A 13,859-nucleotide genomic window follows, 5' to 3' on the forward strand; every position below is an offset into this window, starting at 1 on the left:
TAGAGGTCTTATGTGTGCTGGTGGCCGTGGTTCAGGTGTGACTACTCCAATCCGGTTCGTCATTACTGCCGTGGTTGACGTAGGCCCCGACAATTACCCGTTGCCACTCACCGACCGGCTGACCCGCTGCATTACAGGCACAGCGAAAGCGGGCGAAGTTAATCTCACGTGGCAGATGCTCACTCATATCCCGTGGACTGACAAAGAGCGTGGTCTTGTGCAACACCGGGTTGGGGGCCACCAGCGGGCCACCAATACGCCGCCCCTCTACATCGTGGGCATAGGCAAAGCCCGGCAGCATCAACTGCTGACAGATGAGCTTGGCGAGTGCAGGATGGGCACACATGGCCTCCGCAACTGCGGCTTGGCTAAAGCTGTCATTGAACTCAATCATTGGTGTTTCTCCATTTCATCCGGTGAACGGTAAGCCGCTGCCAGCAGGGCAAACTGTTCGACCAGGTAACTGATACTGATGCCCAGTTCATCGCTCACCCCATCCCCTAGACGGTGATGCAGGTGTGCCATGTCATCGGCGATACACTGGGCTATATGGGCAGTTGAGCTCGATGGTGAGCTTGTCACCGTCAGGGTGATGGAAAGGCTCATCACATCTCTCCCCAAGGGGCTTGCTCCCACAGTGACAACCGGGTCAGCACGTCTTGCGCGAGAGCCTGTTGCAACTGCTGTAGTACCTTCACAAGCCGAGGTGCCTGCTCAGGGCTCCCGCTCCATTCACTCGATTGGTACAGGGCGCAGCAGGTGAATTTGTACAGCGCCACCAGTTCGGCATCGGTGAGTGGTGTCTGGTGGTAACGGTGGGCAGGTTTAAGCGATCCCAGTTTGGTTGAGCCACGCTGGCGTGGTTCCTTCTGATCTTGCTGGCGTCCTAACTGATAGCGATGCCAGACAGCCCGCCGGTTGGCGAGCATCATCAGCCGTACCAGCCGGTCTACCCGACATGTCCAAGTACTGGTGACCTCCATTGGTGAGTTCCACCAGAGGGAGCGCAGCAGCTCAAGGGTATAGTGCGGTGGCATCGGGGCATTGCAAAAGCGGTGCAACTGCACGGCAAAGGTAAGGTAGTCCTTGCGATCGATCATGAAGGCAGACATGGGCATAGTTCCTTGAAATGCAAAAGGCCACCTGCAGTGAGGTGGCCTTGTGGGTGATGGCGTTGGACCTGATGATCCGGATTGGCTAATCGCGCAGCTGATGTAGCAGCAAATCAATGACCTCGATGCAGTCAGCCTGGGTGAGCTGGTAGCCGTTAGGCAGTGGGCAACGATGGCGGGATCTGCCTGCATCTAGACGTTGTTTGCCAGCCAAAAGCGCAGCTCGAGGAGGATATCGAGGGCGGTGAGGTGTGATGTGCCTGGGACCAAGTTCATAGCTGACCTCTCTCTTTCAGGGATACCACGCCCTCAGCACCGACCACCAGATGGTCAAGCAACCGGACATCCACCAGCGCCAAGGCCTCTTTGAGGGCTTGGGTAAAGACCCGGTCAGAGTAGCTGGGTTCCGGGTCACCACTGGGGTGATTATGCACCGCGATAATGGCCCCGCTGTTAAGCAGCAAGGCCCGCTTGACCACTTCCCGTGGGTAGATGCTGGCACTGTCGAGGGTGCCGCGAAACAGCTCCTCAAAAGCCAGCACGCGATGCTGGGAGTCAAGGAACAGTGCGCCAAACACTTCATGCTCCCGGTCTTGCAGCAGGGTTTGCAGTCGCTCTGCGGCCTCTGTAGTACTGGTAATGGCGGTGCCTTTGGCCAAGCGCTTACGGGCAATTTGGTTGGCGATACGCAGCAGGTCTTGTTCGGTCACGGGTTCAGTGACGACATAAGTGCCGGGGCACTCCCCGGCTTTGAGCTTGTAGTAACGCATGGTGGGTCTCCAAATAAGCAAAACCCCGGCACACAGGAAGCATGTCGGGGTTAAAGGCAAAGAGGTTGTTGGTTCACTATGAGGGGTGTTCAGTTGGCCGTGGTGGTGGCGCCTTCCCTGGCGGTGGGTTCCTGCTTCACCGGCATTAGTGGTTCGGGGACCAGCATGGTGAGCGGGATAGCGAGCGCAACGCTCAGCCGTTCTGCCAGCTCATAGGCAGGACCAATGGCGTTGTGGTCAGCAACCCAGGTAGCCAAGGCCAGCCCGCTGGCCTCCACAGCCCGCAGATAGACGCTGTAGCCTTGCACGGTTAGGCTACTGTCACGCACCACCTGCGTTTCTCCCTCTCGGTTGATGGCTTCCAGCTCAACGGCGATCGGTTGTTTGGGCATCATGTGCCTCCTCTTGGGGTAAGGGGTCACTCTCCACGCAATAGCCGTGATGAATGCAGCTACGCTGCAGGTCGTTCAAAAAGCTCCCCAGCACGCGGGGCTGCTCAGAGAGCGGGACAGGTCCTGCTTGGCAGCGCCAGAAACAGCGACGAGTGGGGTTCACGCAGATTTCATCGACATGCTGACTCATGGTGCGCCAATCCTCGGCATTGGTGAGGGAGAGCAGTTGCCACTGCACGCCAGACCAGCGCAGATGTAGCGTGACGGTGCGTGTATGTTTGCTACAAGGCGTCAGGTGCAGCAACCAGCGCTCGCCCTGGCGAATCGGCAGCAGCTTAGCTTTAGCCGCGACCAGTCCCAGCCACTGGCGTGAATAGTGAGAGAGCGGCAGTCCGTTAGTCATCACACACCTCCTAATCCCCACTGACCGTAACGGAGAAATACCCCAACTGGGCGTAGCTCATGAAATTGCTCTGCCACAGGGCGAACAGTTCCCGCGCTTCCACGCCGGGCAGTGGCCCCCAGCCTTGTAGGTAATGCTCGTCGCAGGAGAGGTTGAAGTCGAGCTCCTTGCAGAGCTCGGCATCCTGGCCCACTCCCTGATAACTGAAGTCGGTGATGTAATCGAATACCCAGCCGTGTAGCCCCCGAATAAGCCGCAGCTCTACCGGATGTACGCCACCCGTTTCGGCACTGTAGTTGGGGCTGCGAAAGTTAAAAGTCAGGGTCGATAGGTGGGTGAGGTCGAGCGGTTGTTCCTGCACGGCGCTGCGCAGCAAGTCAGGCAGCTCGGGGGAAATCGGCAGGGCCATCCCTGCCAGGTGAAATGGCATGGTCATCATGGTGTGTCCTTTCGTATCGAATTTGAGAACCGTTAATCCCTGAACCAGCGCCAGGCGCGGTAGAGGCCGTAGGTTGCAGCCAAAGGCGCCGCCAGCGAGGTGGCCGAGCTCCCCAGCAACGCACCGACTGCGGCGGTCACAGCGGTAGTTGCTGATGGGTTCAGTGCCGTGCTGGTAACCATGCCAGGCAAGGCCGCAAGGGTAGGCTGCCGAGCCACAGTGCGAAGCGCCTGATGTGCGATACACCCCGTGGCAATCAGCTGATTAATCTGCTTGCTGTAGTGAAAGCCCTCGATGCACCAGAGCACGAAGTGCTCGCAGTTGTTAAAGAGCGTGCTGTAGTGCGCCTCTCCAAGACGGGAGTAAGCACGGTCGATACTCTCATCCCGGTTATAGGCGCGTGCGCTATGGTGCTGGATGTGATAGCCCCGCCCTTGGCTAAACTCGGCAAGCGTGGTGATAGCTATCTGACCGGAATGTATTCCGGCACTGATCCCTTGGTAATGGATGACCAGATGGTCCCCCAGATAGAGACCGTGGTGCTGGTAACCGGTGCGGGGGGAAACGAGGTGGTCCCCTGATTGTGGTAATGGCATGAACCGTTCCTTAAATAAAATGCGACATAAAAAAGAGGGCACCCGAAGGTGCCCTGATGGTGGTGAATGTGTGGTGGCTGGTGGTCAGGACTGCTTGCGCAGCGTCAAGCTGTTGGCATCCCATACCCAGCGCTGGCGAGGATTGCCGGGCAGGTCGAGGGTGAAACCGTTGGGGGCAGGGGTCAGCTTGCCTTCATCACTGCAGGTACCAAATGGTTGTGAAAGCATGGTCAGCGCCCCCGTCTGTGCGACCGCCAACTGATAGAGCACCGGGCATGCCACTCCGCCACTGTGCAGCTCAAACAAGACTGCCTGCCCGTTGGCCAGCGGCAAACGGTGTGTGAGTTTGATGGCGTCATATTCATCGGTGCGCAGCAGCACTTCACCCCCATGCCGGATCTCGATGTTGTCATCACCATTTTTCACGATGGTAAATGACGTGGTACTTGATGCAGCTGACGCAGGTGCAAAGGAGGGCTCGAAGTAACGACTGCCATCTGAATAGGTGAGCATAAAACCGTTCAGGGCAACCGGCTGGCTGACACTGGGTATGAGCCTTGGCTCATCTTCATCCAGCGGCATCAACATGATGCGTTCCCCTTTCGAGGTCTCTATCCAAAACTGCATGCTGGCGAAATTTAGGGTGCCCTCAACGTTAGTCGGTACCCGTTTAGTGACCGTTGGCACAGTGAACTGGGGCGCAGCCCAGCTCGGTAAGGCAAACAACGATAACCATGTACACCACAGTGCCAGTTTGATTTTTTCTGTCATGTCACTCTCCAGACGACTTATTCAATGGTGTAAGAGGCATTACCCAGATTGGTAAAGAGGGTGACCTCCCTCAATCGGCACGGTTCGGTCATGACCAGCCGCCAGCTTTCGGTGTAATTGAGCTTGAACGGGAAATGGGTCCCCCCAAGCCGACCACCGATGTAATTGCGCAGCATCACCCGGCATTTACTCTTGCCGCCATTAATCAGTACTTTCTGAATGGTGACTTGATCGTTGAGCGAGGTGACGACTATCTGAGGCCGCCCAATAGCGGTGTACTCCACGTCTAGATTGAATTCTGGGCCATCGGCAGACTCTGCATTGCAGGCGCTCAGTGATAGGCCAGAGGCCAGCAGCAAGGGATAAAGCAGTGTGCGATTCATGATTTCTCCTTAATAAAAATGGCAAAGGGATGCCTGACCGACGAGGCGAGCCTGTCGGACTAACGGGTGTAAACGTAATGGGTTAATGGTGGTGCTGGCTGATAGCCAAATGCCACCAAGGGGATAGATTGAGGTTAGGTCGTGTCGAACTCCTTTCGATGTTGGGGTGACTATTTCACTGAATTAGATCTAATGGGGCGATCCTCATCGCAAAGGGTCCTTAAAGTCAATGAGTCCATAGCCAACCATATGAGTTGACTGGAGGACTTATGACAAACATCAACTCTGAAGAGCTGGCCAAGAGCGTGGGCAAAGCGATTGGACGCCAACGCCACCAGGCGGGGCTGACTCAGGAGCAAGTGGCAGAGCACTTAAAGATAGGTATGGAAGCCGTTTCCCGGATGGAGCGAGGCCTCGTGGTGCCGACAGTCGTGCGGCTCGCTGAGCTGGCTCAGCTGTTTGGCTGTGAGCTTGCAGACTTTCTGCGTGAGACCAGCAACCGCCCCACCGAACAAGGCATTGTGCTCAGCCAACAGTTGGCCAAGCTCGATACAGCGGACAGAGGGCTGGTGCTGGAGATGGTTGATAAGCTGGTGGCGCGACTGGCGCCTTAACAGCTCGCAGTGCGCATCTGTGACTGACTGACACCCGATGCCAGGGTCAATAACTTGGGAGGCCGTAATGGCGCTCCCAAGCAGCTTCACAGCGATATGTGTTTACTCTCCCTTGATAATATCTATCTGAGATCCTTTTCAATCGAGCCACCAAGACGATTCACAGTACATGTTTACTTGAAGCGCATGTCAGAAATGTCAGCAGGAGTAGCACATTTACTGTATTCGTTCGGGCTGACCCTCACCCGTTTTCTGAACACCAGCGAGAAGTAAAGTTGATCGTCATTGTCCACCAGCTGGCCTATGATGGCATTGACAGAGGGGGAGTCTGCAGCAGTTTGGCTCGCAGAGAGTAGGCGTTGAGATATGAAGACCCCTTGGGAAACGTCAGTCACCTGCTGGCCGATCTGCAAGGCAATGGCTAGTTGAACGAGTGTCTTAATAAATTTGGCAAACGCGGGTTTACGCAGCTAGTTGTGAGAAAGGTTTTTTTGGAGGTCAGATGAGCATCTGTGAACTGCAAGCCATTGAAATGCTAGGGCAAGCTGGTGATGGCATCGACCCTATCGCCGACGAGGGCGCATAACAGGGCGATGAGCAGCATCTAGGGAGTAATAGCTCGTTTTCGTATGCAAAAACAACAATGGTGAGCAATGCGTTCGAGCTCGACGGGGGCAAGGAGTTGATTGAGGTAGCAGTAGGCGGCCATAATGGTCATGGCTTCAGGCGTGTCGGTTTTGTTTGGTGATAAACCAGATCAAAAAGCATTGTTTTTATATATATTTCAATTCTTTGCGGCTAGAAATCCTGTGCGTGATGTCAAGATGGCGTAAAGAAAACTGGGCCGGTCAGGACTAAACGCCGAAACACTCGGAATAGAGGCTCAATCAAGACTCGTCAATTGAACGACTTCTTCATCGAAATAAACAGGGTCATGCAGGAAGGAGGCCTATTTGCGACAACTCCAACCGCTCAGATGAGATACCAGATTGACGTCAAATGGGGCATCGACGATGCCCCTCCGACCTGTATTAAACTTTCGGATGACTAATGTAATTGCCAACTCGCAAGAAGGTTTCATGCTTGTTTGGCGAGTAGACGCACAACACACCTTGCTTGTTGGCTGCAATGTGCTGCCAAGTGCCTTCTTCGAGAACCAACTCCGCAAAGGATTCCCCTGTCTGACTCACGTAGAGCATTTCGCGGCCCCAATGTGTCCAAAATAGGCTCAGGTCCTGCAGATGGGTGCAGTCATTGATGCTGATATCCTTGGACTGAAGATTCCATTCGTAGCCATTCTTGTCTGACTTCATCACACAACCCGAATAGAAACATAACAGGCTAGTGCCCATACGTGTGATGAGCGGCGAATCGTAGTTGTCGTCGTCATTGGTCCAAGTGCAGTTTCGCCAGCCTTTTCCAAGAATATAATAGCTGACGAATGAGGATGCGTTGTTCTTCTTTTTCGACTTCGTATAGAACCAGTCGTACTTGCAGAATACGAGCAAGGAGTTTCCGTCGGGCAATAGCTGGAGACTATCCACCACGATCCCCTCAGAAAAGTTAGGTGTGTCCTCCCAGCGCTGCCATTGATCATCTAGGTTCGCTGTGCAGAATACGGCTACCTTGTCGTAGCTGTTGGTCTTGGTCGAATCGAAGATAATGCCTTTTTCAATGTAGGAGTACTCCTTGCTTTCCTTGAAGCGCCAGAGCCACAGGCCGTTGAAATAGACGACATCTTCGGTGCGGGTAAAGTGATAGCTCGGTACGTCTGGAAAGTGACTCTGTTTCCAGTTCTGTGCATCACTGGAGTAATAGAAACCATCACCGTAGCCCGCCATGGCGATCCACATACCGTTCACGAAATCCAATTTGCTGATGTACGGTGAATCTTCGGCGGCGCTAAGGAGCACGGTGTGCCAGTGCTCACGATCAAGGCTGCGATAGACCCGACTATCATTATCGACGATCAGCCAGATGGTGCCGTCTGTCTTGATGAACTGAATTTTCTCTGGATCACAGGGCGGGTGTTCTACCAAATTCCACTCAATGCTGAAAAGATGATCACATCCATCTTTATTAATGGTGACCGATTGTTTTGCTAGTTTATCCTGTTGTTGCTGCTCTAGCCGTGCGGCGTACTCTTTTGCCTTGAGTTCAACCACAGATTCGTCGAATCGACCGTCCTTGAATAAGGACAGCTGCTTGGCAACATAGCTGCAGGCTTCAGAGAAGGAAGTCAGAGTGTTGTCCAGCTGGCGTTCTAAGTGACAGAACTGGTCGTGCCAGTCTTCGTTAGTAGCGGAGTTGTCCAGATCAAAATCTGTGTAGCCGGACTCATCATTGTACGTAATCGAGGGAATGCTCCAACGACTCATGATGCGATTCCCTTGGTGCAGCGTGTTCGAATGCGCAGAGATGAACTCACTGATCTTTTTCCGCATTTCGTTAAGCGAGGAAAGACAAGAACTACGACCAATGGCATATGCTGTTCCGCCGACTTTACTACTGACTTTACTCAGGAACGAGTCATCACCCCAAGTTTCCATGAAAAACGAATAATCCGAGGATTTCATTGCCACCGTCGTTAGTTCGAGAGAAAGACGTACTGAGTCGACGCTGATCTTGTCCAATTGGGTGCTTATCTCGGAAAAGGTTTTTACGAAGCGCAACTCGCGGTAGTGCACGATGTTCTTCCAGCCATGAGTATGCTGCTGCAGCTTCTCCGCAGCATCAAGTATGCTCTCCTCATCCTGCCCGGTGAGCATCGTCATCAGACGGGGGAACTGTTCCTTGAGCTGCGTAGGCTTGAGCACACTAAAGATACGTTGTACATGAGGGCTTTCTATCGGTTTCAGGCACAGCGTCAACAAGAAGAATGCATCGAGTAGCCAAGTGTAGGCCCTGTCATCGCTCTTGAGCAGACTTTGCAAAATCTGCTGATAGTGTTGCGTCTTGAGAGGGTTGTCTGCCAGTACGGAGATTTCAGCTATTACCTGCGGGCACCCAGCCTTGTGCGCCAATAATTCGAGAAACTCCCGGCCTTGTCTGTTCAATGACGCTGAGTTTTCGATGCTCAGAGCTAACAACAAGAGATAATTGTATCGGGCGTCAACATCGTCAGTGCTGTCGAAGAAGGTGTGGGAGTGGATGTCTGGCAATGACGACACCAGTGCAACCGGTTCGCTGTTTGCATTATCGGCGACTTCATCAGGCAGGGCGTTCAGCCCATTCTGATCCTTGTAAATCTCCAAGGTCAGCAGACTACCGCCGATGATTTCCTCGATCAGTTCGCGCACCTTGTACTGCGGGTTAAGGCCGGAAAACACCTTGTCGAAGAATTTGGAAATGATGAGTCCGCGTTTCTCGTCACTATCGCAGAGTTCGCCGTCCGAGATCATATCGTTGATACGCTCATACTCGTCGGAGAGGTAATACAGCGAATTAAACGCCAGACCTGGGATATTTATCTGGATAAAGTCCGAATCGGCAACGTGCTCTTCAAACGACAGCTCGATGTCAGAGCGATAGCGTTCAATGCCACAGACTTCGATCTGATCTATCAAGTCGATGATGAAACTCAACAACTCGACTTCTTCATCGTAGTCCACGTCCAGCTTTCCCAGCGTAACAAGCAGATGATTGATGTCTTTAGTAGTCAGCATTATGCCGGAATGACTGCGTATAAAGTCATACGTCAGGTGCAGTACCAGCAGCGCTTTGGGCATCGACTTGAAGCGGCGCTTGTTCGCCTCGATATTCAAGGACCATTGATGAAAATGGGTGTTGTTCTCAACCCGAATAAGACGACTATTGAGCTTGTCAACCGCCTGGAAGAGGAATTCACGAGTCTCGATAATGTAACCGTTCATCGTGCTCAGATTGTTGCGAATTACTGCAATGCTCTGGGCGCTGATCAGGTTCTGCTGCTGGAGTTGCTGGAGGTAATGCCAAGCACATCTCTGCATATGCAAGGTGTCACGCTGGTTGTGCAACTGGTTTTGGCTGTTCTTGCCACTGATCGCGCCTGCAAACCGCTTAAAAAAACCGCTCTCTGTTTGTTGCTTCAAGCGTTCTTCGCTACATGTGATCAGCCGTGAAGCATCCATTGCCAGTTGATGGGTGAGTGCTGCGTTGTTTCGGTGCTGGGCAACGAGAGCCTCGACCGCTTCCTGTTCCGAGGCATTCAGTTGCTGTTCGAACATGTTATGAGGAGCTGCTTCGATCGTTTCGTTCATTGATAATATCCCTTAAAGATTATCGATCAGATTCTTCAACTGTGTGCTTTGGTTTGCCATGGTCTGGACTTGGTCTGCGAAGTGACGTTCGGACAGATATAACCCCCTGTGGAACTCGGCATAGAAAGACTGCGACATCTGCAGATATTCCAGAGAGTCATGCATAATCATTGTGTTGCTAGCCACTAGCTCGGTGGCTTCCAGAGTCAGGCGGAAGTTTTTCTCAATGTGATTGTCGATGGCGATGCTCATAGCCATTGTGGTGATCAGACCACCGATGATGCCGCCGACCAATGCGCCAATCGGTCCGCCGAGAGCACCGACTGCAGCGCCCACCGAGCTGCCGACAACGGCTGCACCGGACTGCAAAAAGTTGTGCCCAGAACGAGTTTCGAGTTCTTCGCGGGTGATCTTACCTGCCGCGAACAGCACGATGTTCTGAACCACATCCACCGCACACACTGCTGCAGTAGCCACGCCGTTGTTGGCGAAAGTTCGTTTGAAGGCCGTACCTGCAAACATTGCTGGCAATTTCCGTGCGGTCATGCTGACCGCTGCAGTGGCGACACCCGCTTTCAGCGCACTATCTCCAGCGGCGATAGCCGTATCTTGCAGAATTTGGAAAGTGGCTTGTTCCGCAGTGATCTCCCCATCTCGTACACGTTTTATCGATTGGAAGGTGTTGATACTGCCAGCGATAACAGTGGTTATGACCGCAGCTGATTTCGCTGCGCGCAGGCTTTGCTGGACAGTAGACTTATTCAGATAACCGTTCTGCATGTTTTCATGCAGCTCCTTGCCGGTCTTATTCCCGCCACCTAAATGTTCGGCATCCCGCTTGCTTAGTGGGGTCGACTGAACACCATCTACGTCAAGATTACCTGTAGTCTTTTCACGTACCCTTTCGGCAGCTTTGGATACCCCTGGACGAGTTTGCTGGTTTCGCAGCATGTCACGTTCCGCTGCGTCCTTGATCTGCTCTATCTGGTCTGCAGGGCCGATAAAAGCATCGCTGTCCTGATATTGATGGATACCATCTTTGGTGGACCTGAATGCCTTTTGGGTTGCCTCGCCATCTTTGAAGTATTTCAGCTGAGCCCCGAGCAATTGTTCATCGCCTTTCATCACAACGATATCGTGGGTCGTATGGTTTTTTGTGAGTGGCGTATTGGTGAAGTTGTCGGTGAAGGCCCGAACGTCTTTGTCTTTAAGGATTGCGTCTAGGTTAAACGATTCCGCGTGCCAAGTCTCGGCTGCGAATCCGCCCTTTATCGCGCTGTTTTGTGCAGTTCCGGCAACTTTGTCGATAATAGCGTTCGCTTGATTGATCTCGTGCAGCATGTTGCCGATCTGCTCTGATGCTTTAGCAGGCCAGATCGGGCAGAGGCTGATTGAATTGTTCAATGCTCTTTTACGTTCGTTGTTCATAAAATTATCCCTAATCATCGAAATACAGAGGTCGATCGGTGCATGATCACGAGTGAGGTTGGTGACCTGGTTCTGAATAAAGAGTCCTTAAGTTGTTTAACTTCAGCCGGATTTCATCGACCCAGACCTGAGGTGCATAGACCCGAATGTTGTCGTTGAGCCCAAAAATCCACCACAAGGTTTCTCGATCCAGCGTTACCTGTGCGTGCAACCGCTTCCAAGCTTGGTTGGGGAGATCGCTAAGGCTCTGAACTGTGCTAAGCGGAGTCTCGTTGAGCAGGATGGCAATCTGCGGGTGTACGTCAGCAATCAATTCAGTCTGAACATCGGTTTGTCGATGGCTAAAAATCCCAGTGTCGATATAGTCATCGATGTCGAATGTGGCGTGTAAATCTGCAGCGTCATCTAGCACCCGGATCTCACATATGCGATGCAGGGCAAACTGTCGAAGATCGTCGTAGCCATCCACCGACGCCACCAGATAATTAATGGCATGTCGTGACACTAGCCCTGCAGGATGCAGACGGAAATGTTTGAGCTCATTTTTGCTACGGCTCTGGTAAGCCACTTCCAGTATTCGGTGTTCCAACAAGCCGGTTGAAACGTCTTCCCAGACCTGAGGCACAATGTCGGCAGGAATCAAGACTTTGCCACTAGGAATCGCTCTGACCCTCTTTGCCCAATCCGCCAAATCGTTATTGCCAAGAACGCGTAAAAAGTTTCGGGCGCGCCTGAATTGAGGGGCTAGCTGGTCCAGCACTGCTTGTGGGAGCAAAGTGGTCAGATGCCTTTCGGAGAAATAAAGCGCCAGCGCTGTAGGGGTATCCATGTCTTCCAGTTTCAGTGGCGCGTCGCGAGTGAAACTCCAGCGAAAGGGAAGCTCACTGTCATCGCACTGTAGTGAAAAGGGGATTGATAAACTATTCAAATCTCGCTGCACGGAGCGCAGCGTCACAGTAAAACCTTTATCTCGGAGCTTTTCCAAAAGTGTCGTTGTAGCAATACGCTGTGGCTCGGTGGGAATCAGCCGCAGTAATGCAAAATGGCGCAACAGCGTGTCTTTTGTTTGAGACATAGCAACTACCTTACATGGCCAAGACTGTTCTTGGCATCTCGTTTGGGGCCATTATATTCGCGATAGAAGGCCTAGTCTTTCTGTAGGACTACGAATGTTCCGGTCATTACTTCATAAGAGACTCCACTCTTGCTGTTATTGTCCTTATAGGGGCGACAAATGGTGTCGTCCAAGAGTCTTGCGAGTTCAGTTGCGTATTTCGACGAAGTTGAACAGCCATTCCGGCCAAGGTGAACACCCTGCACCGATGCTTAAGCCCATCAGGTATTTTAGGGGCTACCTTCCAGTGCCTCGAGTTGCGCGATGTGATCGTTAATCCGCCCAAGGGTACTGATGGCCATCGATTTTTAATCGACCAAACAGGTGGAATGTGCCGACAGCACCTTGGGAATGTCTCTGGGCATGGGAATCGTTAAAGGCTTGACGCTGGTTGTGGGGACCCTGATGCCACCCATATTGCGCAGCGAATTAGGTCACCTACTCACAACTGTCAGTGGCCAGATTGGTGTATTTGTCGCATTGATCGGTGTAGGCCTAGTCACCTAGGCTGGGCATCAGAAAGAAAGTGCCTTGGACACAACTACCCAAGAATTCAACCTGAAGAAAGGGTTGTTGATGGCAGTGATGTGCGGAATTTTTCCCTCGGGATTTGCCTTCGGTCTGAAAGCAGCAGCCACCATTCGGTAGGCATCGCTGGCACTGGATATCAACCAGCTCTACTGTCAACGCCGTCTTGCCGAGCTACGGCATCATTATGGGCAGTGGGGCCATCGTCAACATGGCCTAGTGCTTCATTCGGCTGGCAACGCGCTCCCGAACTGTCACTGCGCAATGATCTAGCCCAGCCAGCGTGGAGGTTGCTGCTCAATGGCTTGCTGGCCGCGGTCGGTGGCATCATGTGGTATCTGCAGTTCTTCTTTTATGCCTAGGGTGAAGCCAGCATTCCAGACTATCTGTCCTTCGTGAACTGGATGTCGCACACGAGCGGTTATGTGTTGTGTGGCGGTATCGTGGGGCTGTTGATGACGAAATGGAAAGGGGTTGGTACCCATCCGGTTCGTTTCCTCTGTAGTTATCGTCGGTGCCGCCAATCTGGTCGGCATGGGCATGGCATAAGGAGTGACAAGATGATCCGCAAGGCATTCCTGATGTCGGTGCACCTAGGCTGCGAGTAACTGTTCACCGGGGACATATTGACAGCTGTATCTTCTTGTAGGTCGTAGATGAATCATCCATTTCATCGTGCCAATAAGCCGGTAAGGCAGAAAATTCCTCTGCCACTTTGGGGCTGACAGTCCTCTGAGGCGAAAGTCAACCCAGTCCCGGTGAACGGTTACGGCTGCGAGGTGGAATACCGTCGCCGTCACGATGAACTCTGGCCCGAGCTGGCAGCAACCCTGAAGGCGCACGGGGCCAGCAACTACAGCATCTTTCTCCACCCGGAGAGCTGTCAGCTGTTTGGTTACGTCGAGATTGAAGATGAGGGACGCTGGCGCGAGGTGGCCAGCACGGCCATCTGCCAGCAGTGGTGGGCTTACATGCAGGAGATAATGCCATCGCATCCTGACAACAGCCCGATCAGCACAGAACTGACATCACTCTTCTATCTCCCCTAATACAGGCTGTTGTCTGAAGCAA

Annotated in this window: 16 protein-coding genes and 1 pseudogene; 4 read left to right on the forward strand and 13 right to left on the reverse strand. The window is 52.9% G+C overall.

The genetic code is table 11. From position 1 onward, the window contains the following. Positions 1–31: 31 nt before the first annotated feature. The 10 genes from ACTG2U_RS19720 to ACTG2U_RS19765 all read right to left on the reverse strand — a co-directional run bounded on the left by ACTG2U_RS19720 (position 32) and on the right by ACTG2U_RS19765 (position 4,866). Positions 32–394, reverse strand: a complete 363-nt coding sequence (locus ACTG2U_RS19720; protein WP_439974994.1) for a hypothetical protein — start codon at positions 392–394, stop codon at positions 32–34. Beyond that, positions 391–606: a hypothetical protein gene (locus ACTG2U_RS19725; protein ID WP_439974995.1), complete on the reverse strand. Its 216-nt coding sequence runs from the start codon at positions 604–606 to the stop codon at positions 391–393. Before ACTG2U_RS19725 ends, ACTG2U_RS19720 begins: the two co-directional genes overlap by 4 nt. Beyond that, on the reverse strand, positions 606–1,112 hold the full coding sequence (locus tag ACTG2U_RS19730; protein ID WP_439974996.1) for a hypothetical protein: 507 nt from the start codon (positions 1,110–1,112) through the stop codon (positions 606–608). The genes ACTG2U_RS19725 and ACTG2U_RS19730 overlap by 1 nt, the downstream gene beginning before the upstream one ends. Positions 1,113–1,384: 272 nt before the next feature. Further along, entirely contained in the window at positions 1,385–1,882 is a 498-nt protein-coding gene (radC, locus tag ACTG2U_RS19735; protein ID WP_429155747.1) for a RadC family protein, read from the reverse strand. An 89-nt stretch (positions 1,883–1,971) separates the two neighbouring features. Further along, on the reverse strand, positions 1,972–2,274 hold the full coding sequence (locus tag ACTG2U_RS19740; protein WP_439974997.1) for a hypothetical protein: 303 nt from the start codon (positions 2,272–2,274) through the stop codon (positions 1,972–1,974). Continuing rightward, positions 2,249–2,677 carry a hypothetical protein gene (locus ACTG2U_RS19745; protein ID WP_439974998.1) on the reverse strand — a complete coding sequence of 143 codons (429 nt, stop codon included), beginning with the start codon at positions 2,675–2,677 and terminating at the stop codon, positions 2,249–2,251. Before ACTG2U_RS19745 ends, ACTG2U_RS19740 begins: the two co-directional genes overlap by 26 nt. Positions 2,678–2,687: 10 nt before the next feature. After that, complete coding sequence (locus tag ACTG2U_RS19750) at positions 2,688–3,113, reverse strand: DUF2787 family protein (RefSeq protein WP_320656901.1); 426 nt, start codon at positions 3,111–3,113, stop codon at positions 2,688–2,690. Positions 3,114–3,148: 35 nt separating this feature from the next. Then, a complete protein-coding gene (locus ACTG2U_RS19755; protein ID WP_439974999.1) occupies positions 3,149–3,712 on the reverse strand; it encodes a lecithin retinol acyltransferase family protein in 564 nt (187 codons plus the stop codon). Positions 3,713–3,796: 84 nt separating this feature from the next. Further along, entirely contained in the window at positions 3,797–4,483 is a 687-nt protein-coding gene (locus ACTG2U_RS19760; protein ID WP_439975000.1) for a hypothetical protein, read from the reverse strand. Between the two features lie 17 nt (positions 4,484–4,500). Continuing rightward, the gene (locus ACTG2U_RS19765; protein WP_439975001.1) at positions 4,501–4,866 is read right to left on the reverse strand and encodes a hypothetical protein; all 366 of its coding nucleotides are present in this window, start codon (positions 4,864–4,866) and stop codon (positions 4,501–4,503) included. A gap of 269 nt (positions 4,867–5,135) precedes the next feature. Here ACTG2U_RS19765 and ACTG2U_RS19770 point away from each other — a divergent pair, with 269 nt between their 5' ends. Further along, positions 5,136–5,480 carry a helix-turn-helix domain-containing protein gene (locus ACTG2U_RS19770; RefSeq protein ID WP_439975002.1) on the forward strand — a complete coding sequence of 115 codons (345 nt, stop codon included), beginning with the start codon at positions 5,136–5,138 and terminating at the stop codon, positions 5,478–5,480. A 1,031-nt stretch (positions 5,481–6,511) separates the two neighbouring features. Here the strand turns inward: ACTG2U_RS19770 and ACTG2U_RS19775 are convergent. The 3 genes from ACTG2U_RS19775 to ACTG2U_RS19785 are packed head-to-tail and all read right to left on the reverse strand — an operon-like array spanning position 6,512 to position 12,221. Continuing rightward, positions 6,512–9,718, reverse strand: coding sequence for a hypothetical protein (locus tag ACTG2U_RS19775; protein WP_439975003.1), 3,207 nt, complete (start codon positions 9,716–9,718; stop codon positions 6,512–6,514). A gap of 12 nt (positions 9,719–9,730) precedes the next feature. Beyond that, entirely contained in the window at positions 9,731–11,146 is a 1,416-nt protein-coding gene (locus tag ACTG2U_RS19780; RefSeq protein WP_439975004.1) for a hypothetical protein, read from the reverse strand. Positions 11,147–11,192: 46 nt separating this feature from the next. Then, a complete protein-coding gene (locus ACTG2U_RS19785; protein ID WP_047439749.1) occupies positions 11,193–12,221 on the reverse strand; it encodes a helix-turn-helix transcriptional regulator in 1,029 nt (342 codons plus the stop codon). A gap of 390 nt (positions 12,222–12,611) precedes the next feature. On the opposite strand from ACTG2U_RS19785, the pseudogene ACTG2U_RS19790 reads away from it, so the two are divergent. The 3 genes and pseudogenes from ACTG2U_RS19790 to rhaM all read left to right on the forward strand — a co-directional run bounded on the left by ACTG2U_RS19790 (position 12,612) and on the right by rhaM (position 13,837). Further along, a pseudogene (locus ACTG2U_RS19790) lies at positions 12,612–12,908 on the forward strand (L-rhamnose/proton symporter RhaT). 284 nt (positions 12,909–13,192) lie between these two features. Continuing rightward, positions 13,193–13,396, forward strand: coding sequence for an L-rhamnose/proton symporter RhaT (locus ACTG2U_RS19795; protein WP_331428943.1), 204 nt, complete (start codon positions 13,193–13,195; stop codon positions 13,394–13,396). 171 nt (positions 13,397–13,567) lie between these two features. Then, positions 13,568–13,837 (forward strand): L-rhamnose mutarotase, encoded by a 270-nt coding sequence (gene rhaM, locus ACTG2U_RS19800; protein ID WP_231560942.1) that lies wholly within the window; start codon positions 13,568–13,570, stop codon positions 13,835–13,837. The last annotated feature ends 22 nt before the right edge of the window (positions 13,838–13,859 follow it).

The sequence above is a fragment of the Aeromonas sp. 95A genome, from assembly GCF_051919235.1.
Taxonomy (GTDB): domain Bacteria; phylum Pseudomonadota; class Gammaproteobacteria; order Enterobacterales; family Aeromonadaceae; genus Aeromonas; species Aeromonas veronii.